19 protein-coding genes are annotated in these 24823 nt (G+C 66.9%); 10 read left to right on the plus strand and 9 right to left on the minus strand.

Translation table 11 applies throughout. The features are described from left to right. Window positions 1-945: an N-acetyl-gamma-glutamyl-phosphate reductase gene (gene argC, locus AC1KAR_RS10600; protein ID WP_480317234.1), complete on the minus strand. Its 945-nt coding sequence runs from the start codon at window positions 943-945 to the stop codon at window positions 1-3. A gap of 58 nt (window positions 946-1003) precedes the next feature. On the opposite strand from argC, the gene AC1KAR_RS10605 reads away from it, so the two are divergent. From AC1KAR_RS10605 to AC1KAR_RS10625, 5 genes are all read left to right on the plus strand, one after another. Then, window positions 1004-1594: an RBBP9/YdeN family alpha/beta hydrolase gene (locus AC1KAR_RS10605; protein WP_480317236.1), complete on the plus strand. Its 591-nt coding sequence runs from the start codon at window positions 1004-1006 to the stop codon at window positions 1592-1594. A 17-nt stretch (window positions 1595-1611) separates the two neighbouring features. Then, a complete protein-coding gene (locus AC1KAR_RS10610) occupies window positions 1612-2505 on the plus strand; it encodes a ParB/RepB/Spo0J family partition protein (protein WP_480317238.1) in 894 nt (297 codons plus the stop codon). Between the two features lie 302 nt (window positions 2506-2807). Next, the gene (locus AC1KAR_RS10615) at window positions 2808-4730 is read left to right on the plus strand and encodes a PrkA family serine protein kinase (protein WP_480317240.1); all 1923 of its coding nucleotides are present in this window, start codon (window positions 2808-2810) and stop codon (window positions 4728-4730) included. Between the two features lie 114 nt (window positions 4731-4844). Beyond that, window positions 4845-6113, plus strand: coding sequence for a YeaH/YhbH family protein (locus AC1KAR_RS10620; RefSeq protein ID WP_480317242.1), 1269 nt, complete (start codon window positions 4845-4847; stop codon window positions 6111-6113). Further along, window positions 6110-7711: a SpoVR family protein gene (locus AC1KAR_RS10625; RefSeq protein ID WP_480317244.1), complete on the plus strand. Its 1602-nt coding sequence runs from the start codon at window positions 6110-6112 to the stop codon at window positions 7709-7711. The genes AC1KAR_RS10620 and AC1KAR_RS10625 overlap by 4 nt, the downstream gene beginning before the upstream one ends. A 150-nt stretch (window positions 7712-7861) precedes the next feature. Here the strand turns inward: AC1KAR_RS10625 and AC1KAR_RS10630 are convergent, their stop codons facing one another. From AC1KAR_RS10630 to recG, 4 genes are all read right to left on the minus strand, one after another. After that, the gene (locus tag AC1KAR_RS10630) at window positions 7862-8476 is read right to left on the minus strand and encodes a type 1 glutamine amidotransferase family protein (RefSeq protein WP_480317246.1); all 615 of its coding nucleotides are present in this window, start codon (window positions 8474-8476) and stop codon (window positions 7862-7864) included. A gap of 40 nt (window positions 8477-8516) precedes the next feature. Further along, window positions 8517-9035 carry a Dps family protein gene (locus tag AC1KAR_RS10635; protein ID WP_480317248.1) on the minus strand — a complete coding sequence of 173 codons (519 nt, stop codon included), beginning with the start codon at window positions 9033-9035 and terminating at the stop codon, window positions 8517-8519. 23 nt (window positions 9036-9058) lie between these two features. Next, the gene (locus tag AC1KAR_RS10640) at window positions 9059-9979 is read right to left on the minus strand and encodes a LysR substrate-binding domain-containing protein (protein WP_480317250.1); all 921 of its coding nucleotides are present in this window, start codon (window positions 9977-9979) and stop codon (window positions 9059-9061) included. Window positions 9980-10042: 63 nt separating this feature from the next. Next, window positions 10043-12157 carry an ATP-dependent DNA helicase RecG gene (recG, locus tag AC1KAR_RS10645; protein ID WP_480317252.1) on the minus strand — a complete coding sequence of 705 codons (2115 nt, stop codon included), beginning with the start codon at window positions 12155-12157 and terminating at the stop codon, window positions 10043-10045. Window positions 12158-12175: 18 nt separating this feature from the next. Here recG and queA point away from each other — a divergent pair, with 18 nt between their 5' ends. Both queA and AC1KAR_RS10655 read left to right on the plus strand, forming a co-directional pair. Then, window positions 12176-13261 (plus strand): tRNA preQ1(34) S-adenosylmethionine ribosyltransferase-isomerase QueA, encoded by a 1086-nt coding sequence (gene queA / locus AC1KAR_RS10650; RefSeq protein WP_480317254.1) that lies wholly within the window; start codon window positions 12176-12178, stop codon window positions 13259-13261. 65 nt (window positions 13262-13326) lie between these two features. After that, window positions 13327-15738, plus strand: coding sequence for a sensor histidine kinase (locus AC1KAR_RS10655; RefSeq protein ID WP_480317256.1), 2412 nt, complete (start codon window positions 13327-13329; stop codon window positions 15736-15738). Here AC1KAR_RS10655 and AC1KAR_RS10660 read toward each other — a convergent pair. Further along, window positions 15722-16363 carry a response regulator gene (locus tag AC1KAR_RS10660; RefSeq protein ID WP_480317258.1) on the minus strand — a complete coding sequence of 214 codons (642 nt, stop codon included), beginning with the start codon at window positions 16361-16363 and terminating at the stop codon, window positions 15722-15724. The genes AC1KAR_RS10655 and AC1KAR_RS10660 overlap by 17 nt on opposite strands. A 194-nt stretch (window positions 16364-16557) precedes the next feature. On the opposite strand from AC1KAR_RS10660, the gene AC1KAR_RS10665 reads away from it, so the two are divergent. From AC1KAR_RS10665 to tgt, 3 genes are all read left to right on the plus strand, one after another. Further along, window positions 16558-18363: a hypothetical protein gene (locus AC1KAR_RS10665; protein WP_480317260.1), complete on the plus strand. Its 1806-nt coding sequence runs from the start codon at window positions 16558-16560 to the stop codon at window positions 18361-18363. Between the two features lie 62 nt (window positions 18364-18425). Further along, the gene (locus AC1KAR_RS10670; protein WP_480317262.1) at window positions 18426-19319 is read left to right on the plus strand and encodes a hypothetical protein; all 894 of its coding nucleotides are present in this window, start codon (window positions 18426-18428) and stop codon (window positions 19317-19319) included. 31 nt (window positions 19320-19350) lie between these two features. After that, window positions 19351-20481 carry a tRNA guanosine(34) transglycosylase Tgt gene (gene tgt / locus AC1KAR_RS10675; RefSeq protein WP_480317264.1) on the plus strand — a complete coding sequence of 377 codons (1131 nt, stop codon included), beginning with the start codon at window positions 19351-19353 and terminating at the stop codon, window positions 20479-20481. 6 nt (window positions 20482-20487) lie between these two features. On the opposite strand, the gene AC1KAR_RS10680 is transcribed toward tgt, so the two are convergent. The 3 genes from AC1KAR_RS10680 to AC1KAR_RS10690 all read right to left on the minus strand — a co-directional run bounded on the left by AC1KAR_RS10680 (window position 20488) and on the right by AC1KAR_RS10690 (window position 24712). Continuing rightward, entirely contained in the window at window positions 20488-21312 is an 825-nt protein-coding gene (locus tag AC1KAR_RS10680; protein ID WP_480317266.1) for a crotonase/enoyl-CoA hydratase family protein, read from the minus strand. A gap of 80 nt (window positions 21313-21392) precedes the next feature. After that, window positions 21393-22748: an argininosuccinate synthase gene (argG, locus tag AC1KAR_RS10685; protein ID WP_480317268.1), complete on the minus strand. Its 1356-nt coding sequence runs from the start codon at window positions 22746-22748 to the stop codon at window positions 21393-21395. A gap of 38 nt (window positions 22749-22786) precedes the next feature. Further along, entirely contained in the window at window positions 22787-24712 is a 1926-nt protein-coding gene (locus AC1KAR_RS10690; RefSeq protein WP_480317270.1) for an MFS transporter, read from the minus strand. Window positions 24713-24823 lie beyond the last annotated feature (111 nt).

Here is a 24823-nt window from a genome sequence, read left to right on the forward strand (position 1 = left end):
TCAGACCAAGCCCAGCGTTTCGTCCATCCCCAGGTGCACGTTCATCGATTGCACAGCCGCACCGCTCGCGCCCTTGCCCAGGTTGTCCAGGCGCGCCATCACGATGGTCTGGGTGTCGTTCGCGAACACGAACACATCGACCCGGTTGGTGTCGTTGCAAGCCTGCACGTCGAAGAATCCGTGCTCCAGGGTCGCGGCATCGCGCAGCGGCATCACACGGATGAAACGCTCGCCGGCGTAGCGTTCGGCCAGGGCCGCGTGCAGCGCCTCGGGCGTCGTGCCGGGTTTCAGTTGCAACAGATGCAAGGGCACACTCACTGCCAAGCCCTTGAGAAAGCTGCCGACGATGGGCATGAAGATCGGCTTGGTCTGCAGGCCGGTGTGGGCGGCCATCTCGGGCACGTGCTTGTGCGCGAGGCTCAGGCCGTAGGGCCGAGGCGAGTCGAGCAGCGGGTCGCCGCCGGCTTCGTACTGCTCGATCATCTTCTTGCCGCCGCCGGAGTAGCCGGTGATCGAAGTGGCGCTCACCGGCAGCGTGGCGGGCACCAGGCCGGCATCGACCAGCGGGCGCATCGCGATGATGAAGGCGCTGGAGTGGCAGCCGGGGTTGGAGATGCGCTTGCTCGCGCGCAGTTTGTCGCGCTGGTCCGCGGCCAGTTCGGGCAGGCCGAAGGCCCAGTCGGCGGCGGTGCGGTGCGCGGTGCTGGCATCGATGATGCAAGTCTTGGGGTTGCTGACCAGGGCGGCGGCTTCCTTGGCGGCGGCGTCGGGCAGGCAGAGGAACGCCACGTCGGCGGCGTTGAGCAGGCGGGCGCGCTCGTCGGCATCCTTGCGGCGCTCGGGTGCGATGCGCAGCACCTCGATGTCGTTGCGGCCGGCGAGATACTCGTTGATGCGCAGGCCGGTCGTGCCTTCCTGGCCGTCTACAAACACGCGGTACGTCATGGTCTTCACCTTCCCCAGTGCAAATCGAGCGAACGAGCCCCGAGGATAAAACAGACCCATGACAGAACCCGTGGTTTCCCCTGAGTACCCCGTGCGCGTGCTGCTCTTGCCGGGCTGGCAGAACTCCGACGCCGCCCACTGGCAAAGCCGCTGGCAGGCGCTGCATGGCGACGTGCGCGTGGAACAGGACGACTGGCTCTGGCCCAAACGCGGCGATTGGATGGCGCGGCTGGAAGAAGTCCTGCTGCAAAGCGAACAGCCCGCTGTGCTGGTCGCGCACAGCCTGGGCTGCCAGCTCGTCGCCGCCTGGGCCGCGCACTCGCGCCACTCCCGGCGGGTGAGGGCGGCCCTGCTGGTCGCACCGCCCGATGTGGAGCGCGACGACATGCCGCCGCAGCTTGCGCCGTGGCGGCCGATCGTGCGCCAGCGGCTGCCCTTCGCGAGCACGGCCGTGGTCAGCAGCGACGACCCCTATTGCACGCCGGAGCGCGCCGCGCAGATGGCGGCCGACTGGGGCAGCCCGCTCGTCTCGGTGGGGCCGCATGGCCACATCAACGGCGAATCGGGCCTGGGCGATTGGGCGCAGGGCCGCGCGCTCCTGCAGGCGCTGCTTGCACCACCCGCGGCCGTGCCGGTCGCATCGACCTGATCGGACAGAATGCCACCATGGTCACCAAGAAACCCAAAGGCCTCGGCCTGGGCCTCGAAGCGCTGCTCGGCCCCAAAGTCAGCGACACCCCCGCGCCTGCGAACGATGGAACGCCGCGCACGCTGAAGCTCGCGCAGCTGCAGCCGGGCAAGTACCAGCCTCGCACGCGCATGGACGAGGGCTCGCTGTACGAGTTGGCCGAGAGCATCAAGTCGCAGGGGATCATGCAGCCAATCCTCGTGCGCTCGGTCGGCACCAACCGCTACGAAATCATCGCGGGCGAACGCCGAACGCGCGCGGCTAAGCTGGCGGGCCTGGACGAAGTTCCGGTGCTGGTGCGCGAGGTGCCCGACGAATCGGCCGCCGCAATGGCGCTGATCGAGAACATCCAGCGCGAAGACCTCAACCCGCTCGAAGAGGCGCAAGGCATCTCGCGTCTGGTCAATGAATTCCATCTCACGCACGAGCAAGCGGCGCAGGCCGTGGGCCGATCAAGAAGCGCAGCGAGCAACCTTCTGCGTTTGTTGAATCTGGCCGAACCCGTGCAGCAAATGCTGATGGCCGGCGACATCGACATGGGCCATGCGCGCGCGCTCTTGCCGCTCGAAGGCGCGCAGCAATTGCTGACTGCCTCCGAAATCGTCGGCAAGAAGCTCAGTGTGCGCGAGGCCGAGAAGCTGGTTTCGCGCGCGATGAGTGCGCGTCAAAAGCCCCTGCTGCGCGTCCCGAAAGAAAAACCGCGCGATATTGCTCGCATCGAAGAAGAGCTCTCCGATGCCTTGACCGCGCAGGTGGAAATCCGTGTGAAGAAGCGCACCAAGCGCGGCGATCAAGGCGAGGTGGCGATTCAGTTTGGTTCGTTGGATGAACTCAACGGTTTGCTCGAAAGGCTTGGATTGTCGAACGCATAGGCGTATCTTGAACAGAACGTTGTGAGGTTGACAGAACTTCTCCTGAGGAACTTGCGAAGAATTCATGGCTCACTGCAAGGGTGGTCCGCAGCATCGGCGGCACACTCCTTGCAAAGCTGGAAGTACGGTGATATTTCGCTTCTTCTCGAGACCTGATTGCTCTCACAATGATTCAAGCTTGATCGCAAGCGGCTGATACGAAGGAAAGCTCTGATGGAGCCTGATGCGGGCTTCATCAGAACTTCCCCAGACGATGCTGTGGTGGCGCCCTGCATCGTCTTCCTGTGAATTAGGAGGTCAGCATGGACGTGATCAGCCATTTCGCCGCTCGATTCGAGCGCACGCGTGAAGAGGAACTCTCGCTCGAAGAGTACCTGGCCGAGTGCAAACGCAACCCGCTTGCGTATGCCACCGCCGCCGAGCGCATGCTCAAGGCCATTGGTGAGCCCCAGGCCATCGACACGCGCAACGACCCGCGCCTGTCTCGCATCTTTGCGAACAAGATCATCAAGGTCTATCCCGCCTTCGCCGAGTTCTACGGCATGGAGGACGCCATCGAGCAGGTGGTGTCGTACTTCAGGCATGCCGCGCAGGGGCTGGAGGAAAAAAAGCAGATCCTCTACCTGCTCGGGCCGGTGGGCGGCGGCAAGTCGTCGATCGCCGAGCGACTCAAGTCGCTGATGCAGGAGGTGCCCTTCTACGCGATCAAGGGTTCGCCGGTGAACGAGTCGCCGCTGGGCCTCTTCGATGCGATGGAAGACGGGCCGATCCTGGAGAAGGAATATGGCATTCCGCGTCGCTACCTGAACCGCATCCTGTCACCTTGGGCCGTGAAACGTCTGGACGAGTTCGGTGGCGACATCCGCAAGTTCAAGGTCGTGAGGCGCTACCCCTCGGTGTTGAAGCAGGTGGGTATCGCCAAGACGGAGCCGGGTGACGAGAACAACCAGGACATCTCGTCGCTGGTTGGCAAGGTCGACATCCGCAAGCTCGAAACCTACGCGCAAGACGACCCCGATGCGTACAGCTACTCGGGTGGCCTGTGCCTGGCCAATCAAGGCCTGCTTGAGTTCGTTGAAATGTTCAAGGCGCCGATCAAGGTGCTGCACCCCTTGCTCACCGCCACGCAGGAAGGCAACTACAAGGGCACCGAAGGCTTCGGCGCGATCCCGTTCGATGGCGTCGTGCTTGCGCACAGCAACGAGAGCGAATGGAAGACCTTCCGCAACAACAAGAACAACGAGGCCTTCCTCGACCGAATCTACATCGTGAAGGTGCCGTATTGCCTGCGCGTGAGCGAAGAGGTCAAGATCTATGAGAAGCTGCTGCGCGGCTCGTCGCTGGCGCAAGCCACCTGCGCGCCGGGCACGCTCAAGATGATGAGCCAGTTCGCGGCACTCACGCGGCTCAAGGAGCCCGAGAACTCGTCGCTGTACTCCAAGATGCTGGTGTACGACGGTGAGAACCTGAAAGACACCGACCCGCGCGCCAAGGGCTTCCAGGAGTACCGCGACTACGCGGGTGTCGACGAGGGCATGAGCGGCATCTCGACGCGCTTCGCGTTCAAGATCCTCTCCAAGGTTTTCAACTTCGACAGCACCGAGGTCGCGGCCAACCCGGTGCACTTGATGTACGTGCTCGAACAGCAGATCGAGCGCGAGCAGTTCCCGGCCGAGACCGAGCAGAAGTACCTCGCGTTCATCAAGGAGCACCTTGCCGTCAAGTACGCCGAGTTCATCGGCAAGGAGATCCAGACCGCCTACCTCGAGAGCTACAGCGAGTACGGCCAGAACATCTTCGACCGCTACGTGACGTATGCCGACTACTGGATCCAGGACCACGAATACCGCGACACCGACACCGGCGAGGTGTTCGACCGCGGCTCGCTGAACGCCGAACTCGAGAAGATCGAGAAGCCGGCGGGCATCAGCAACCCGAAGGACTTCCGCAACGAGATCGTCAACTTCGTGCTGCGCGCCCGCGCCAACAACTCTGGCAACAACCCCACGTGGACGAGCTACGAGAAGCTGCGCACGGTGATCGAGAAGAAGATGTTCTCCAACACCGAAGAGCTGCTGCCGGTCATCAGCTTCAACGCCAAGGCGAGTGCCGACGAGGCGAAGAAGCACGAGGACTTCGTCACCCGCATGGTGGCCAAGGGCTACACGCCGAAGCAGGTTCGCTTGCTCTGCGAGTGGTACTTGCGTGTGAGAAAGAGTTCCTGACGATGACAGCCCCTCGCCCGATGACTACATCGGTCGATCTCCCAAGGGGATCGGGCCCGGCTTCGGGCGGCCGGGCGCTCGGGCCCGCGCGCTAACGACTTCAGAGGCATTTGCATGCTCCAGCAGATCATTGATCGACGGCTCGCTGGCAAGAACAAGTCCATTGGCAACCGCGAGCGCTTCTTGCGCCGCCACAAGGATCAGATCCGCGAGGCGGTGAAGCGCGCGGTCGATGGGCGCGGCATCCGCGACATGGCGCAGGGGGAAGACATTCACATCCCCAAGCGCGACATTGCCGAGCCGGTGTTCGGCCACGGCCAGGGCGGCAAGCGCGAGATGGTGCACCCCGGCAACAAGGACTACGTGCGCGGCGACCGCATCGAGCGGCCCAAGGGCGGGGGTGGGGGCGGCGGTGGCGGGCAGGCGAGTGACTCCGGCGAGGGTGACGACGACTTCGTCTTCCACCTCAGCAAGGAAGAGTTCATGCAGGTCTTCTTCGACGACCTCGCCCTGCCCAACCTCACGCGCACCACGCTCGCCGAGACCCCCGAGTTCAAGACCCACCGTGCCGGCTACAGCAGCGACGGCACGCCCAACAACCTGCACGTGGTGCGCAGCATGCGGGGCGCGATCGGCCGGCGCATTGCACTCGGCAACGAATCGCGCCGCGAACTGAGGGAGCTCGAAGCCGAGCTCGAAGAGTTGCAGGCCAAGCCCGGCTTCGACGCCAAGGTGGCCGAGCTGAAGGAGCGCATCGAGGCCCTGAAGGCGCGCCTGGGCCGAATCCCCTACCTCGACCCGATCGACCTGCGCTACCGCAGCCGTGTGCGCGTGCCGGTACCCACCAGCAAGGCGGTGATGTTCTGCTTGATGGACGTCTCGGGCTCGATGGACGAGGCGCGCAAGGACCTGGCCAAGCGCTTCTTCATCCTGCTGTACCTCTTTCTCACGCGCCATTACGAGAAGATCGACATCGTCTTCATCCGCCATCACACGCAGGCGCAAGAGGTCGATGAGCAGAACTTCTTCCACTCCACCGAGACGGGCGGCACCGTGGTGTCGAGCGCGTTGGTGCTGATGGAAGAGATCGCGAAGGCACGCTACCCGTCCAGCGAATGGAACATCTACGGCGCGCAGGCCAGCGACGGCGACAACTGGCACCACGACAGCGGCCGCTGCCGCGAGCTGTTGGCCAACAACATCCTGCCGCTGTGCCGCTACTTCGCATATGTGCAAGTGGCCGAGGAAGAGCAGAACCTGTGGGACGAGTACGCCGCGCTCGCGCAAGACGCCAAGGACTTCGCCATCCGCAAGGTGACCGAGGCCTCGCAGATCTATCCGGTCTTCCGCCAGTTGTTCAAGAAAGAGGGGGCTGCCACATGAACAGTCCATTGGATGCGCCCTGGGGCGAGGAGCGCCGCAAGGAGCAAGCCGTGACCAGCCTGCGCCGCCGCGCCAGCGATCTCGTCGCGCCCAAGCGCACGCATGAACCGCTGCCTTCGCCCAGCGACTGGTCGTTCGAGCTGATCGAGCAGTACCACGAGGTCATCAAGGCCACAGCCGCACGCTACGGACTGGACACCTACCCCAACCAGCTCGAGATCATCACCGCCGAGCAGATGATGGATGCGTATGCCTCGGTGGGCATGCCGGTGAACTACCGCCACTGGAGTTACGGCAAGGAGTTCATCTCGACCGAGAAGAACTACAAGCGCGGCCACATGGGCCTGGCCTACGAGATCGTCATCAACAGCAACCCTTGCATCAGCTACCTGATGGAAGAGAACACGATGGCGATGCAGGCCCTCGTGATCGCGCATGCGGCCTACGGCCACAACAGCTTCTTCAAGGGCAACTACCTGTTCCGGATGTGGACCGATGCGGCGTCGATCATCGACTACCTGGTCTACGCCAAGAACTACGTGGCCGAATGCGAAGAGCGCCACGGCCTCGATGCGGTCGAAGAATTGCTCGACAGCTGCCACGCGCTGATGAACCACGGTGTGGACCGCTACCGCCGCCCGAGCCGCAAGTCGCTCGCGCAGGAACTCGCTGACCGCAAGGACCGCGAGGCCTATGCGCAGCAGCAGGTCAACGACATGTGGCGCACGCTGCCCGCGCGCCCCGAGAAGGCCGCCGAAGAGGCGCAAACCCGCCGCTTCCCCGAAGAGCCGCAGGAGAACCTGCTGTACTTCATCGAGAAGAATGCACCGCTGCTCGAACCCTGGCAGCGCGAGATCGTGCGCATCGTGCGCAAGGTCGCGCAGTACTTCTACCCGCAGCGCCAGACGCAGGTGATGAACGAGGGCTGGGCCACCTTCTGGCACCACAAGCTGCTCAACACCATGTACGACGACGGCTACTTGAGCGACGGCATGATGATCGAGTGGCTGAAGTCGCACACCAACGTCGTGTACCAGCCCAAGGTGACCGACCGCCACTACGGCGGCATCAACCCCTATGCGCTCGGCTTCGCGATGTACACCGACATCAAGCGCATCTGCGAGAACCCGACGGAAGAAGACCGCCACTGGTTCCCCGACATCGCCGGCCGCGACTGGTTGCAGACCATCGACCACGCGATGCGCAACTTCAAGGACGAGAGCTTCATCGGGCAGTACCTCTCACCGCATTTGATGCGCGAGTTCCGCCTCTTCGCCATCCGCGACGACGAGCAGGAAGAAGAGTTGGAAGTCTCGGCCATCCACGACGAGAGCGGCTACCGCCGCGTACGCGAGGCCTTGTCGCACCAGTACGACCTGGGCGCGCGCGAGCCCAACATCCAGGTGTGGAGCGTCAACCTGCGCGGCGATCGGTCGCTCACGCTGCGCCATGCCCAGCACAACGACCGGCCGCTGCACGAAGGTGCGAACGAGGTGCTCAAGCATGTGGCGCGGCTGTGGGGCTTTGGCGTTCACCTGGAGAGCGTGAACGGCGCGGGCGAGGTGCAGCGGCGCTGGTCGGTGACGCCCTCGGTTTGATGGGGTTGGCGTCTTGATGGCATCTGGGTTCGATGACGTCTGAGCGGGCTGCGACCTGCGGCGTTTCGGCAGATGGACCCGCGCACACCACCAACCGCTCAGGCTGAGGTATCGAAGCCCCGCTCAGCCCTCCGCGCCCTCTCCGCCCGCTCACTCCGCCGGCAGAAACGGCGTCACCACCCCGATCAGCTTCTTCACGTACGCCTCTTTCTCCCCCACCGGCGCCACATAGTGCAGCGCCTGCTCGGTGGCCTCCTGGCCGGCCCGCTGGAGCATCACCCAGGTGGCGAGGTACTGCGACGCCAGGCAGCCCCCCGCGGTGGCGATCGGCCCGCGCGCGTGGAAGGGCTCGTCGACCACCCGCACGCCCGCCTCGACCACCCACGGCTTGGTGGTGAGGTCGGTGCAGGCCGGCATGTTGCCGATCAAGCCCAGGCGTGCAAGCAGCAAGGTGCCCGAGCATTGCGCGCCGAGAAGCTGGCGCACCGGGTCGAGCGTGAGGCGGTCCATCATCGCGGCGTTCTCGGCGATGGCCCGGGTGTAGATGCCGCTGCCGAAAAGCACCACATCCGCCTCGTTCGCGAACTCGAGCGGCTGCTGCGCCTCGATGGTCACCCCGTTCATCGAGGTCAGGCGCGTGGCCGGCCCGGTGATCTCGGCGCTGAAGCCTTGCGGTCGCAGACGGTTCAGCATGCCGAGCGCGATGAACGAGTCGAGTTCGTTGAACCCGTCGAAGGTGACGATGGCCACCCGCGTCGGGCTCATGACAACTCCTCGGCCGGCGCGGCCGCCGGTGCCCAGGCCATCAGGCCTCCAGCAGGCTGCGCAGCATCCACGCCGTCTGCTCGTGCACGGTGAGGCGCTGCGTGAGCAGGTCGGCGGTGGGCTCGTCGCCCGCCTTGTCGGCCAGCGGGAAGATGCCGCGTGCGGTGCGGGCCACGGCCTCGTGCCCATCGACCAGGATCTTCACCATCTCCAGCGCCTTCGGGGGGGTGGCGGGCGCGTCCTTGATGGAGGCGAGGGCGCCGAACTGCGCGTACGAGCCGGGGGCGGCATGGCCCAGCGAGCGGATGCGCTCGGCCACCGGGTCCACCGCGTTCCACAGTTCGGTGTACTGGACCATGAACATCTGGTGCAGCGTGTTGAACATCGGCCCGGTCACGTTCCAGTGGAAGTTGTGCGTGGTGAGGTACAGCGTGTAGGTGTCGGCCAGCAGCTTCGACAGGCCACCGGCGATCGCGGCGCGGTCTTTCTCGCTGATGCCGATGTTGATCTGCTGCGCGCTGGCGCTTGGTGAGAGGGTCTTGCTGGGCTTCTTGGCCATGGGCTCTCCGTGGAAGGGTGGTTTCAGGAAACGCGCTGCACGCCGTCGAGCGGGCAGGCATAGATGGCATTGCGCAGCGCGGCAATCGCCTCGTAGCGCGTAAAGGTGCGGCGCCACGCGAGCACCACGCGCCGCGTGGGCACGGGCTCGGCAAAGGGGATGTAGCGCACGTGCGGTTGCGTCTCCTTGGGCACGCTGAGCTGCGGCACCACCGTCACGCCCATGCCCGAGGCCACCATGTACTTGATGGTCTCCAGCGACGAACCCTCGAAGCTCTTGCGGATGCCCTCGGCGTCGCTCGAGAAGCGTGCGTACTCGGGGCAGACTTCCAGCACGTGGTCGCGGAAGCAGTGCCCCGTGCCCAGCAGCAGCATGGTCTCCTTCTTCAGCTCCTCGGCGCTGATCGACTTGCGCTTGGCCAGCGCGTGGCTGCTCGGCACGGCCACCATGAACGGCTCGTCGTACAGCGGCGCGACCGCCAGCCCGGCATCGGGGAAGGGCTCGGCCACGATGGCGCAATCGAGCTCGCCGGTGCGCAGCATCTCCAGCAGCTTGACGGTGAAGTTCTCCTGCAGGATCAGCGGCATCTGCGGCACGCGCTCGATGGCCTGCTTCACGAGGTCGGGCAAGAGGTAGGGCCCGATGGTGTAGATCACCCCCAGGCGCAGCGGGCCGGAGACCGGGTCCTTGCCGCGCTTGGCAATCTCCTTGATGGCAGCCGCCTGCTCGATCACCGACTGCGCCTGGCGCACGATCTCTTCGCCGAGCGGCGTGACGCTCACCTCGTTGGCGCCGCGCTCGAAGAGCTTCACGTCGAGTTCTTCTTCGAGCTTCTTGATCGCCACGCTCAGCGTGGGCTGCGACACGAAGCAGGCCTCGGCCGCGCGGCCGAAATGCCTCTCCCTGGCAACTGCGACGATGTAGCGCAACTCGGTGAGTGTCATGGTGCGCAGGATAGCGGAGCGCATCTGCGCCGTCATGGGGCGTCGGCATGGCCGGGCAGAGGCTCAGGCCTTGATGTACTCCGCCTTGTGCCCCAGCCATCTCGCCATGTGACGCTGGGCGGCGTCGGCATCGCTTGCCAGCCAGCGCTCGGCGGCGGCGCGGGCGCGGGGCACGAGGGGCGCGTCCTCTTCGAGGTCGGCGAAGCGCAGCAGCGGTGCGCCGGATTGGCGGGCGCCAAGAAACTCGCCGGGGCCGCGGATCTCCAGGTCGCGGCGGGCGATTTCGAAGCCGTCGTTGGTCTCGGCCATGGCCTTCAGGCGCGCCTTGCCGGTGTCCGACAGCGGCGAGGTGTAGAGCAGCACGCACACGCTGGCCACTGAGCCGCGGCCCACGCGGCCACGCAGCTGGTGCAATTGCGAGAGGCCGAAGCGCTCGGCGTGCTCGATCACCATCAGGCTGGCGTTGGGCACGTCCACGCCCACTTCGATGACGGTGGTGCTCACCAGCACCTGCATCGCGCCGGACTTGAAGGCGTCCATCACCGCGGCCTTGTCGGCCGACGCCATGCGGCCGTGCAGCAGGCCGATCGCATGGCCGGGCAGGGCGGCGCTGAGTTGCTCGTGCGTGGCGGTGGCGTTTTGCAGGTCGAGCTTCTCGGATTCTTCGATCAGCGGGCACACCCAGTACACCTGCTTGCCCTGCGCCACCTCGGCCGCGATGGTGTGGATCACGCCCTCGCGCTTGGCGTCGCTGAACACCTTGGTGACGATGGGCGTGCGGCCGGGGGGCAGCTCGTCGATGGTGGAGATGTCGAGATCGGCGAAGAGCGTCATCGCGAGCGTGCGCGGGATGGGCGTGGCGCTCATCATCAGCAGGTGCGGTTCGAGCGACGGCCGCTCCGGCTGGTCACCCCCCTCGGGCCGCGCGACAAGCGTGCCGCCGTCATCGGGCCGCGCGACAAGCTTGTCGCGCAGGGCCAAGCGCTGCGCCACGCCAAAGCGGTGCTGTTCGTCGATGATGGCCAGCCCCAGGTTCTTGAATGCCACCTCGTCCTGGATGACGGCGTGCGTGCCCACCACCAGGCGCGCCTCGCCGGATGCCACGCGCGCCAGCATCTCTCGGCGGCCCTTGCCCTTGCGGCTGCCGGTGAGCCAGGCGGTGGCGATGCCCAGCGGCTCCAGCCACTGCACCAGCTTGCGAAAGTGCTGCTCGGCCAGGATCTCGGTGGGCGCCATCAGCGCACATTGCCAGCCGTGGTTCATCACGATCGCGGCCGCGAGCGCCGCCACCACCGTCTTGCCCGAGCCGACGTCGCCTTGCAGCAGCCGGTGCATCGGCACTTGGTGCTGCAGGTCGAGTGCGATCTCTTCGACCACGCGGCGTTGCGCGCCGGTCAGGCCGAAGGGCAGGGCGCCGAGCAGGCGCTCGTGCAGGCCGCCGCGTTCGGTCGCAAAGGCCGGGGCGCGCTGAAGCGCGCGCTCGTTCTTGGCCTGCAACTGCGAGATCTGCTGCGCCAGCAGCTCTTCGTACTTGAGGCGCTGCCAGGCCGGGTGCGTCTTGTCTTCGAGTTGCGCCAGGCTCACGTCGGGCGTGGGGTGGTGCAGAAAGCGCAGCGCATCTTTCAACGCCCACGCATTCGGCGGAAGCATCGGCGGCGGTACCAGCTCCGACAGGTCGGCGCGTTGCAGGCCCGAGGCCACGGCCTTGCGCAGGTAGGCCTGCGGCAACGCGGCAGTGGCCGGGTAGACGGGCGTGAGCGCGGTGGCGAGCGGCGTGCCTTCGTCCACGCCCTTGAAGCTGGGGTGCACCATCTCCAGCCCGAAGAAACCGCCGCGCGACTCGCCACGCACGCGCACGCGGTTGCCGATGGCGAGTGCCTTCTGGTGGTTGGGATAGAAGTGGATGAAGCGCAGGACGAGCTCGTCCGTGCCATCGTGCAGCTTGGCCACCAGTTGGCGGCGCGGGCGGAACTGCACCTGGCAGTCGCTCACCACGCCTTCCACCTGTGCGGTGATGCCGTCGCGCAGTTCTCGGATCGGCGTGATGCGCGTTTCGTCTTCGTAGCGCAGCGGGATGTGCAACGCGAGGTCGATGTCGCGCACGAGGCCCAGCTTCTCCATCGCCTTCTGCGGCGCGGATTTCTCCTTGCGCGCAGCGGGGGCGGTGTCGGTGGGCATGGGACAATTTTGCGGCATATGTCGTCCACCTCTTCTGCCGCACCCTTGCGGCTTTCCGACTTCGACTTCGAGCTGCCGCCCGAACTCATCGCCCAGCACCCTGCCGCCGAACGCAGCAACTCGCGCCTGCTCGATGGCACCGGCGCGCAGCCGGTCGATCGCATCTTTCACGAGCTGCCGGGCCTGCTGCGCGCGGGCGACCTGCTCGTCTTCAACGACACCAAGGTCATCAAGGCGCGGCTGCTTGGCGCCAAGTCAACCGGCGGTGCGGTCGAGGCGCTGGTCGAGCGGGTGCTTCCGGGCCAGGAGCGCGGCCACGAGGTGTGGGTGCACCTGCGCTCCAGCAAGTCGCCCAAGGCGGGCGCGCGCATCACCTTTGCGAGTGGCGATGGCACGAGCCGCTTCGAGGCCGAGATGCTCGGCCGCGCGGGTCCGGAGGATTCGCTCTTTCGCCTGCGCTTCCCGAGCGATCCCTTCGCGCTGATCGAGCGGCACGGCCACGTGCCGCTGCCGCCCTACATCACGCACGCCGACGACGCCGAAGACGAGCGCCGCTACCAGACCATCTTTGCCGACAAGCCGGGCGCCGCGGCGGCCCCCACGGCCGCGCTGCACTTCGACGAAGCCGTGCTCGCCGCCCTGCACGCGCGCGGCGTGCGCAGCGCCAGCGTCACGCTGCATGTGGGCGCGGGCACCTTTCAGCCGGTGCGCACCGAGAACATCGCCGATCACAAGATGCACAGCGAATGGTTCGAGGTGCCGCAGGCCACGGTGGACGCCATCGCGGCGACCCAAGCCGCCGGCGGCCGCGTGGTGAGCGTGGGCACGACCACCTTGCGTGCGCTCGAATCGGCGGCGCGCGGCGGCGTGCTCCTCGCGGGCAGCCGCGACACCGACATCTTCATCACGCCTGGCTTCGCGTTCCGCGTGGTCGACGTTCTGGTCACCAACTTCCACCTGCCCAAGAGCACTCTCCTGATGCTGGTGAGCGCTTTTGCCGGCCACGCCCATGTGAAGGCGCTGTACCGCCACGCCGTGGCCGAGCGCTACCGCTTCTTCAGCTATGGCGATGCGATGCTGCTGGCGCGGCCCGAAGTTGCCTGATTTAGCACGCGGCATCGGCCAAAAGAACGAGCTCACCCGGCGCGTCGCGCGCTAGGCTACGCGCCATGCCGGTTGTCCTGTCGTGGATGCGCCGCGGGCCCTGGGCTGCGATGGCGCTGCTTGTGCTCACCCTGGGCCTGTTGGGGGGGGTGCTCGCGCACGCGCAAAGCCCGGGTGCGAAAACCGACGCCCCTGCCGCGCCGTCGTTCGCCGTGACGGACGCGCGCTTCGAGGCGCTGGGCGATGACCCGACAGCCGAGCCATCACAGGCACCGGTTGCCGCGCCGGCCCAGGTGATCCTGCCCGATACCTGGGCGCAGCGCGGCTTGCGCAGCGTGGGCCACGGGCGCTACACGCTGCAGTTCACGCTCGCGCAGCGGCCGGCGGTGCCGATCGGCGTGTCGCTCACCCGCTTGAGCTCCACGCGCCTCGTCACGTTGAACGGCATGGTGATCGAAGACACCCGCCAGCTGGGCTACGCGCACCCGGTGCGGGTTGTTCTCGTGCTGCCGCCACTGGTCCTGCGGCCGGGGGTGAACGAGCTGCAGTTCGATGTGTCGCATCGCATCCAAGGCGGGCTCTCGGCGGTGCGCATCGGGCCGATGGCCGAGCTGATGCGCGAAGAGGCGCACCGCGAGCTGCGCACCGACGAACTGCCCCGTTCGCTCAACATGGCGATGGCGCTGCTCGCCGCGCTGATGCTGCTGGTGCGCTGGATGCGCCCGAGCGAGCGGGCCATGGGGCTCTTCGGCGCGCTCGCGCTGCTGGGCTCGGTGCGCAACTACACCTACTTCATGCAGGTCAGCATGCTGCCCGTGGGGGTGGGCGACACCCTCTACTTCTGCGCCCAAGTCTGGACGGTGGTGCTGTTCGCCGCCTTCGCGCTCAGCCTGCACACGCAGCGCCGGCCCGGCCGCATCGACATCGGCCTGTGGGTCATCGGCATCACCTTGTCGGTGGTGGCCGCGGCGGTCGCGCCCTCGGGTGGGCTCACCGTGATGCGCAAGGTGATCTACCCCTTTGTGCTCATCGGCGGCTTGGCCACCTTGGTCATCGTGTGGCGCGCCATGCGCAAGGACCGTTCGCCGATGAACATCGCCTTGGTCATCGGCTTCGCCGGGCTGTTGCTCGCCGGCGTGCACGACTACCTGTTCCAGCAGGGCGTGCTGCCTGTCACCGGCCAGTTCATGATCCCCTTTGCCATGCCTCTGGCGTTCGGCGTCTACGGGCTGATGCAGCTGGGTCGCTTCGTGCGCGTCATGAACGAGGTCGAGCACCTCAACCAGGCGCTCGAAACCCGCGTGGAGCAGCGCACCCGCGCGCTCGAAGCCGCCAACGCCGCCAAGACGCGCTTTCTCGCGGCTGCCAGCCACGACCTGCGCCAGCCCGTGGCGGCCATCGGGCTGATGGTCAGCCTGATGCGCGAGCAGCATGTGGCGCCGGCCTTGCGCAAGCTGATCGACCGCGTGGACGACGCGCTCGCCTCGATGGAGTCGCTGCTCAAGGGCCTGCTCGACCTGTCGCGCCTGGAGTCGGGCACGGCGCGCGCGCGCCCCACGCGCCTGCCCCTGCAGCCCTTGTTCGATGCCATCGCCGTGCACGAGTCGGAGGTGGCCGTCCGCAAGGGCCTGCGCCTGCGCGTGAGGCCGACCCGCCTGGCGGTGCGCTCCGACCCGCTGCTGCTCGAACAGATCTTGCGCAACCTGATCGCCAACGCGCTGCGCTATACCGAACGCGGTACCGTGCTCGTGGCGGCGCGGGCGCGCGGCGAGCAGGTGGTGCTGCAGGTGTGGGACACGGGCATCGGCATCGCGGAGGCCGACCAGGCGAGGATCTTTGACGAGTTCGTGCAGCTCGACAACACGGCCCGCGAGCACGCGAAAGGGCTCGGCCTGGGCTTGTCCATCGTCAAGCGCAGTGCCCAGGTGCTCGGCCATCGGCTGCAGCTGAGATCGCAGGTGGGCCGCGGCAGCTGCTTCGAACTGAGCGTGCCGCGTGTGGCCGACATGGAGACCGCACCTGCATCGCCCCCCGTGCGCCACCAGCCTTTGGCAGGCCGCCGCATCACCTTGGTCGACGACGACACGGTCGTGCTCGAGTCACTCGCCGAGCGGCTGCGCGCGTGGGGCGCCGAGGTGCTGGCGCTCAGTGGCGTGCCCGCCTTGCTGGAGAGCCTGCCGCCCCCACTCGATGCGCCGTCTTCCTTGCACAAACCCCCGCCGGAGCGGTGCTATGCCGATCTGTTGATCACCGATCAGCGGCTGCCCGACGGCAGTGGGCTGATGGTGGTCGAACTCGTGCGTGGGCGATGTGGCCCGATCCCGGCGCTGGTGGTCACAGGCGACACCTCGCCCGATGACCTCGCGATGCTTTCGCAAAGCGGAGTGCCGGTTCTGCACAAGCCCTTCCGTACCGAAGAACTGTTGGCCGCCATTGACCAGGCCTTGCAGATGCAGGCCCTCAGCCCGCGTAGCTGACGCCCAGGCGCAGGCCCATCTGCGCCGCGGCCACCACGGCCTGCGTGCGAGAGTTCACATCCAGGCGGCGGAAGATCGCCGCCAGGTGTGTCTTCACCGTTGATTCCGACAGCTCCAGCTCGCGGCAGATCAGCTTGTTCGACTTGCCGTCGATCAGCAGGCGCAGCACGTCGAGTTGGCGTGGCGACAGGCCCAGTGCAGCCTCGGCGGCCACGGGGGCGTCGGTCTGCAGCCCGAGCACGTGCGGCGGCAGGTACACGCCGCCCGCAAACACGGTCTGGAGTGCGGCGCGCATCACGCCAGCCTGCGAGGTCTTGGGGATGAAGCCCGCCGCACCGGCGTCGATGGCGTTCATCACGGTCTCGGGCGATTCATCGGCCGAGAGCACGACGACCGTGACTTCCGGCACGGCATCGCGCAGCCGTCGCAGGCCCATCGTGCCGCTCGCGTCGGGCAGCTCCAGATCGAGCAGCACGAGTCGTAACTCGGGCTCTTGCTGCAGCAGTTCGATGGCCTGGCCCAGGCTGCCGGCCTGGCGGCATTCGAGATGAGGGATGACCTTGGCCATCAACAGCGCCAGGCCTTCGCGAAACAGGGGGTGGTCGTCGACGAGTAGCGTTTTCATGGGGACAGCGCGGGACAGCCGAGATTCTGCCCGCGCGCATCGGCCTTCGAGCGTTGCGAAACGCGAGCCGGCGTGACGTGTTGCGCACGGATGCGTGGTGGGATCGGCCATTCGGATGAGGCCGGCCCAACCGGCCGCTTGGCAAGCTCCACACACCCCGAAAACGGGCCCGATCACTCAAGGAGCAACACACGATGAGAAAGCTGAATCTCGTACTCGCGCTGGCCACGGCCGGTGTCCTCGTCGCCTGCGGCGGCGGTTCCGACGACGCGCCCGCGGGCGGCAGCGGCGGCACCGGTGGAACTGGTGGCACGGGTGGCAACGGCGGCGGCACGCCCGTCACGCTCACGCTCAGCGGCGTGGTGGCCAAGGGCGCGGCGCTCGTGGGCGCCAACGTCACGGCGAAGTGCGCCGCGGGCACCGTGAGCGCGCCGGGCGTCACCGACGGCACCGGCACGTACACCCTGACTGTGACAAATGCCACGCTGCCCTGCGTGCTCGAAGCCGCCGGCACCGGCGCTGACGCCACCCTCGTGTTGCACTCGGTGGCCACGGGCAGCAGCGGCGCGACAACTGCCACCTCGAACATCACGCCCGTGACCGAACTGCTGGTCGCTCAGGTGACGGGCCAGGCCCCCGGCACCTTCATGACCGGGGCCACCGGCGCCTCGCTGGCCAGCACCTTCACCCCGGCCGCCATCATTGCGGCCAAGGAAGACGTCATCACCGTGCTGAAGAGCGCCGGCGTCGACACCACCGTGCTGGCTTCGCAAGACATGGTGAGCGGCAACCTGGTGGCCGGCAGCGGCACCGCCTACGATGGCGTGCTCGATGCGCTGGGCGCGAAGCTCGATGCGTCCGGCAGCGAGCTTTCGGACCTCACCGCCAGCGTTGTCGCCGCCTCGGCCGCCGCGCCCGCGACGGACACCAACACGGCGTCGCTGGCCGCCGGCATGAGCCTGCTGCCCAAGGCTGCGACTTGCGACTACCTGCGCAGCACGCAGTACCGCCTGATCAAGTTCGCTCGCAGCGCTGGCGCAGATGACACGCCCAACACCGCCACCGAGCTGTTCGCGTTCGACGCATCGACCCTGAAGGCCACCTTTGGCGTGGACGATGAAGTGCAGCTCACGGCGTCGAGCCAGAACTGCCGCTACACCACGCCCGATGGTGGCGATGTGGTTGTCTCCGCGGCCGGTGTGATCGTCATGCGCAACGTGGTCGGCACCGACGACGACACGGTCGGCACGGCCGATCGCGGTGCGGCTCGCCTGATGATGGCGGTGCCGGTGCAGGACCTGGCGGTCTCCGACCTGGCCGGCGAGTACACCGCCTTCGCCGCAGACCGCAACGATCGCGACGTGGAGGCCGGCTACGTGACCATCGGTGCCGATGGCGCGGTCACCAACTACCGCTGCTGGGAAGACGCGGTGAGCGTGGCCGAGGCCGCCTGCACCCAGCTCAGCTGGCTCCCTGAATCCATCACGCGCGTCGGCGCGGGCAGCTTCAACTGGAGCTCCAACGCAGCCGATCCGGAGCCGTACACCGACCGCTTCTACGCCTACAAGGCGGGCAATGGCGAAGTCATGATCGTCGGCACCACCTCTTCCGGTGAGCCGTTCATGGCGGTCAAGAAGCGCTCGCTGCTGCTGGCACCTGTGGGTCGCGTCACGACCGACTGGAACTTCGGCATGGACGTGAACTACGTGGCGCTCGGGATCGACGAGACCCGCAATACGGTGACTGCCAACGACACCGCGGCAGGCAGCTACACGCGCAGCTCCGTCTCGATCTCGAACGGTGTGGGAGCCCCGGCGACCACGCAGACCATCTCGGTGAACTCGGGCCGCGCGGGCTACTTCTCGCGCCCCGCGGTCGGTACCGTGCGTGCGTTCAACGGCATGTCGCTGCCCGGCGTGGGCCTGTCGGTGGTCTACCTGCCCAACACCGCCACGGCGCCGCAGAACAACTCGCGGATCAGCATCTCGATTCGCCAGTAACCGAAGCAACCCCCCAGCGGGCCTGTGTCAAGCGCAGGCCCGCTTTTTTTCGCCTCACACACATGAAGAACCAGTCCCTCTCAAAGATCGCCCTGCTCGGCGCGGCGCTGTGCTCGGCCGCTGCTGCGCAGGCGCAGACCCCGACTCAACCCACACCCGCATCCAGCCTCGCGCAACCCGATGACCGCGGCTTCTCGTACTTCATGGGTCTGGGCGCCACCCGCATGACCTACCGCGAGATGCCGAGCATCGTGCCGGTCGAGAGCGAGGCCAAGGCCACCTCGCCGCTGCTCATCACGGGCGCCGTGTTCGCGATCAACGCCGACACGCTGATGTCGCTCGACAGCGAAGCCACCTTCGCACCCGGCACCGTCACCGAGACCTGGTCGGCCACGACCAGCAGCATCGGCGGCGTGAACCTCTCCAGCCCGGTGCTGCAGACCAACCGCTTCAGCTTGAACGAAACCAAGACGCGACTGTTCCTGCACTACCGCATGTTCAACCAGTTGTTCGTGACAGGCGGCGGCTCGTTCCAGACGCAGTCTTTCAAGCGCTACAACTTCGCGGCTGGCCCGGACAACGTCGTCGCCTTGCCCGCCGATCGCACGATCGAGGAGTCGGCCAACGAAGTGATGCTCAACCTGGGCGTCACGCTAGAAAGCGAGCGCGTGCGCAACAGCTCGAGCCACTACAGCGTGCGCGCGACCGTGGGCCTGCCGGTGTGGCGTCGCCTGGAGAACACCGCCTTCGCCGACCACGACTTCACCGGCACCAAGGGCTACGACCTGAACCTGGCGGGCCGCTACAGCTTCGCCGTGCTGCCCGCCGTCCACCTGGGCCTGTGGGGGCAGTGGAGCTACGCCATGCGCGACTCGCAGGTGCATGGCAACGTCGAGTTGCCGAAGTCGGAGCTGCAAGGCCTCGCCGGCGGCATTGAGCTGCTCTGGAAGCTGTGATCGGCGGGACGCATGCGGCGACAATCGCCGCATGCTCCAGTTCGATCTGCTCAAGACCGAGGGCCAGGCCCGCCGCGGCCGCCTGACCCTCAACCACGGCGTCGTCGAGACGCCGGTCTTCATGCCCGTGGGCACCTACGGCACGGTCAAGGGTGTGATGCCCTCGTCGCTCGACGACATGGGTGCCCAGATCATCCTGGGCAACACCTTCCACCTGTGGCTGCGCCCGGGGCTCGACATCCTCGCGCAGTTCGGCGGCCTGCACCGCTTCGAGGGCTGGACCAAACCGATCCTCACCGACAGCGGCGGCTTCCAGGTGTGGAGCCTGGGCGAGATGCGCAAGATCAGCGAAGAGGGCGTCAAGTTCGCCTCGCCCGTCAACGGCGACAAGCTCTTTCTCACGCCCGAGGTGAGCATGCAAGTGCAGCGTGTGCTCAACAGCGACATCGTCATGCAGTTCGACGAGTGCACGCCGTACGAGACCAAGGGCCACCTCACCACCGAGAAAGAGGCGCGCATCTCGATGGAACTCAGCCTGCGCTGGGCGCGCCGCTGTCTCACCGAGTTCAATCGCCTGGAGAACCCCAACGCGCTCTTCGGCATCGTGCAGGGCGGCATGTTCGAGCACCTGCGCGAGGAGTCGCTGGCTTCACTCGTCGAGCTCGACCTGCCCGGCTACGCCATCGGCGGCGTGAGCGTGGGCGAGCCCAAGGACGAGATGCTGCGCATCATGGCGCACACGCCGCACCGCCTGCCGGCCCACAAGCCGCGCTATTTGATGGGCGTGGGCACGCCGGAGGATCTGGTCGAAGGCGTGGCCTGCGGTGTCGACATGTTCGACTGCGTGATGCCCACCCGCAACGCGCGCAACGGCCACCTCTTCACTCGCTTCGGCGACCTGCGCCTGCGCAACGCTCGCTACAAGACCGACGAGCGCCCGGTCGACGAGACCTGCAGTTGCACCTGCTGCAAGGGCTTCAGCCGCGCCTACCTGCACCACCTCGACCGTTGCGGCGAGATGCTGGGGCCCATGCTCACCAGCATCCACAACCTGCACTACTACGTGAACCTGATGCGCGAGGTGCGCGAGGCGCTCGATGCGGGTACCTTCGAGGCCTTCCGCGCCCAGTTCAAGGCGGATCGGGCGCGCGGGGTTTCGTAGCGATCTTCAGCGGAATACGGCCGGGCGCTTCTCCAGCCCGGCGAGTGCCGCCTCGCGCTGATTGGGGCTGCCGATCAGCGCCTTCTGCTCGACCGATTCGGCCATCAGCACCGCGGCCGCAGGCACGGGCGAGGCGCCGTTGAGCAGGCGTTTGCTGGCGCGGATCGAATCGGGGCTTTGCGCGGCGATGTGTGCGGCGAGTGCGCGGGCATCGGCCAGCGGGTCGTCGCTGACGCGGGTGGCCAGGCCGATCTGCTGCGCCTCCACACCCGACACCACACGCCCGGTGTAGGTCAGCTCGCGCACGACGTCGGGCCGCACCAGCTCGGTCATCAGCACCACGCCGGCCATGTCGGGCACCAGGCCCCACTTCACTTCCATCACGGCGAGCTTGGCTTCGGGGTGCACGAGGCGGATGTCGGCGCCGAGCGCGATCTGCAAGCCGCCGCCGAAGGCCACGCCGTGCACGGCAGCAATCACCGGCACGGGCAGCGTGCGCCAGCCCCAGGCCACGTACTGCGCGTCGTTGGCGAGGCCGCGGCTGCGGGTGAGCAGGTCGGTGCCCATGGTGCCGCTGGTCTGGCCCTGGCCCATCTGCTGGAAGCGGCCCATGTCGAGCCCGGCGCAGAAGGCGCGGCCCTCGCCGTGGACCACGACCACGCGCACGCGCGCATCGGCCTTGAGCTGCTCGATGGCGTCGTTGATCGCGCGGAACATCGCCGCATCGATCGCGTTCATCTTGTCGGCGCGCGTGAGGGCCACCTCGGCCACGCCGCGCTCGTCCACGGTGATGCGGACGCGTTCTTCGCTGCTTGTTGTCTGCGTGCTCATGCTCGTCTCCAGTGTTGAGACGGCGATTCTTGTGCAAACGGCCCCTGAGGGGCCGTCGCAAGGGTGTCAGCGGGGAGGGGTCAGCCCGTCGGCTTGTCGCCCGCGCTGTTGTGCGTCAAGAGCGGCAGGCTGCCTTCGCTTTCCGCGCCCAACAGGCCGGCGGCGGTGTAGATGCCGAGCTTCTGGCGCGTGTCGGCGATGTCGAGGTTGCGCATGGTGAGCTGGCCGATGCGGTCGATGGGCTGGAAGGCGCCTTCCACCTTCTCCATCGACAGCCGCTCGGGCGCGTAGGTGAGGTTGGGGCTCACCGTGTTCATGAGCGAGTAGTCGTTGCCGCGGCGCAGCTCGAGCGTCACTTCGCCGGTGATGGCCTTGGCGATCCATCGCTGGGCGCTCTCGCGCAGCATCATGGCCTGCGAGTCGAACCAGCGGCCTTGGTACAGCAGGCGGCCGAGCTTGCGGCCGTTGGTGCGGTACTGCTCGATGGTGTCTTCGTTGTGGATGCCGGTGACCAGGCGCTCGTAGGCGATGTGCAAGAGCGCCATGCCCGGGCCTTCGTAGATGCCGCGGCTCTTGGCCTCGATGATGCGGTTCTCGATCTGGTCGCTCATGCCCAGACCGTGGCGGCCGCCGATCTTGTTGGCTTCCTCGAACAGGGCCACGGCGCTGCCGAAGCGCACGCCGTTGATCGAGACCGGGCGGCCTTCCTCGAAGGCGACCGAGACGCGCTCCGCCTTCACAGCCACGTCGTCCTTCCAGAAGGCCACGCCCATGATCGGGTTGACGATGTGCATGCCCTTGTCGAGGAACTCCAGGTCCTTGGCCTCGTGCGTGGCGCCGAGCATGTTGGAGTCGGTCGAGTAGGCCTTCTCCACGCTCATCTTGTAGTCGAAGCCGTTCTCGATCAGGAACTCGCTCATCTCCTTGCGGCCGCCGAGTTCGTCGATGAAGGTTTGGTCGAGCCAGGGCTTGTAGATGCGCAGTGCCGGGTTGGCCAAGAGGCCGTAGCGGTAGAAGCGCTCGATGTCATTGCCCTTGTAGGTGCTGCCGTCGCCCCAGATGTGGACGTTGTCTTCCTTCATCGCCACCACCAGCGCGGTGCCGGTCACGGCGCGGCCCAGCGGGGTGGTGTTGAAGTAGGTCGCGCCACCCGTGCTGATGTGGAAGGCGCCGGCCTGGACGGCGGCGATGCCCTCGGCCACCAGCTGCGCCCGGCAGTCCACGAGGCGGGCGATGTCGGCGCCGTAGGCCTTGGCCTTGCGGGGGATGTCCTCGTAGTCGCTCTCGTCGGGCTGGCCGAGGTTGGCGGTGTAGGCGCAGGGGATCGCGCCCTTCTTGCGCATCCAGTGCACGGCGGCGCTGGTGTCGAGGCCGCCCGAGAAGGCGATGCCGACGCGTTCGCCGGCGGGGAGCTTTTGGAGGATGGTGGCGGCCACGGGGTACTCGCTGGTGGGTCGGGACAGAACCCGCGATTTTAGGCGCTGCGGGGTACGCCGGGGATCGGCTGCGCCAGCAGCGCCGCCACGCGCTCTTTCAGCGCGCCGGGCGACACCTGATCGGCCGCCAGCGCGGGGCCGGCGATCAGCCCGACGCGGCTCAGGAAGCCACGGCGGAAGGGGTGCGTCATCGCCGCGCCGCCCATGCGCGAGAAGAACGAGCCCCACAGGTTCTGCAGCGCGAGCGGCACCACCGGCACCGGGTTCGTCTCCAGGATCTTCATGATCCCGCCCTTGAACTCGCCGAGCTGGCCGTCGCGGGTGATGCCGCCCTCGGGGAAGATGCACAGCAGGTCGCCCTCGGCCAGCACCTCGCGGGCGCGCTCGAAGGCCTGCTCGTAGGCCGCCGGGTCTTCCTTCTGCGGTGCGATCGGGATCGCCTTGGCCAGCTTGAACATCCAGCCCAGCACCGGCGTCTTGAAGATGCGGTGGTCCATGAGGAAGGCGATGGGCCGCGGGCTCGCACCCATCAGCAGCACCGCGTCGACGAAGCTCACGTGGTTGCACACCAGGATGGCCGCACCCTCGGTCGGGATGTGCTCGTCGCCGCGCAGCTTGAAGCGATACACCAGCCGCGTGGCCACGAAGGCGATGAAGCGCAGCAGGTACTCGGGCATCAGCATGAAGATGTAGAAGGCCACGATCGCGTTGAGCACGCCGGTGATCAGGAACACCTGCGGGATCGTGAAGTGCATCGCCAGCAGCGCGCCCACGAGCACCGAGCTGACGATCATGAACAGCGCGTTGAGGATGTTGTTGGCCGCGATGATGCGGGCGCGGTGCGTGGGCTGCGAGCGCAGCTGGATCAGCGCGTACATCGGCACGCTGTAGATGCCGGCAAAGAGCGAGAGCAGCAGCAGGTCGGCCATCACGCGCCAGTGCGCGCCCTGCGCCATGAAGCCGCTCACGGTGTAGGCCGTGGCCGGCGCGGGCAGGCCGCGCGAGGCGAAGTAGAGGTCGATCGCGAAGACGCTCATGCCGATCGCGCCCAGCGGCACCAGGCCGATCTCCACGTGGCGGCGCGAGAGCAGCTCGCACAAGAGCGAGCCGATGCCGATGCCCACCGAGAAGACGACCAGCAGCAGCGAGGCCACGTTCGCATCGCCATGCAGCACCTCTTTCGAGAACGAGGGGAACTGCGACAGGAACACCGCGCCGAAGAACCACATCCACGAGATGCCCAGCAGCGAGCGGAACACCGCACGGTTCTCGTGCGCGAGCTTCAGGTTGCGCCAGGTCTCGGTGAACGGGTTCCAGTTGATCGTGAGGCCGGGGTCGGTGGCCGGCGTGGGCGGCACGAACTGCGCCGTCACGCGGCCCAGCACCGCCACGCCGAGGCAGGCCCAGGCGATGTACTGCGGGCCCACCTGCGGCACGACCACGAGCACCCCGCCGATCAGGCTGCCCAGCAGGATCGCGACGAAGGTGCCCATCTCGACCATGCCGTTTCCGCCGGTCAACTCGCGCTCGCTCAAGTGCTGCGGCAGGTAGGCGAACTTCACCGGCCCGAAGAGCGTGGAGTGCAGGCCCATCAGGAACACGCACAGCAGCAATACCGGCACGTGCGCGGTGACGAAGCCGTAGGCGGCGATCGCCATCACCACGACCTCGAACCACTTGACGAAGCGGATCATCTTCGTCTTGTCGACCTTGTCGGTGAGCTGGCCGCTGGTGGCCGAGAAGATCAGGAAGGGCAGGATGAACAGCGCCCCGATCACCAGGCCCGCCTGCGCCGGCGGCAGCCAGCTCACCTGCAGCTGGTAGGTCACCATCACGGTGAAGGCGAACTTGAACAGGTTGTCGTTGCCGGCGCCGAGAAACTGCGTCCAGAAGAAGGGCGCGAAGCGGCGCTGCGCCAGCAGGGCGAACTGGTTCGGGTGCGGGTCGTGTGGGGCAGATGACAAAGCTTCCTCCTCCGGGTGATCGCTTGTTTGATGCGCAATGTAGTGGCTGCGCGCGATCGAGAGGCGTGACGGTTTCCGCGGGTGCCGTCAATCGGCGATGTTCATGGCGCA

The sequence above is a fragment of the Piscinibacter sp. PDB1-1 genome (genome assembly GCF_056675995.1).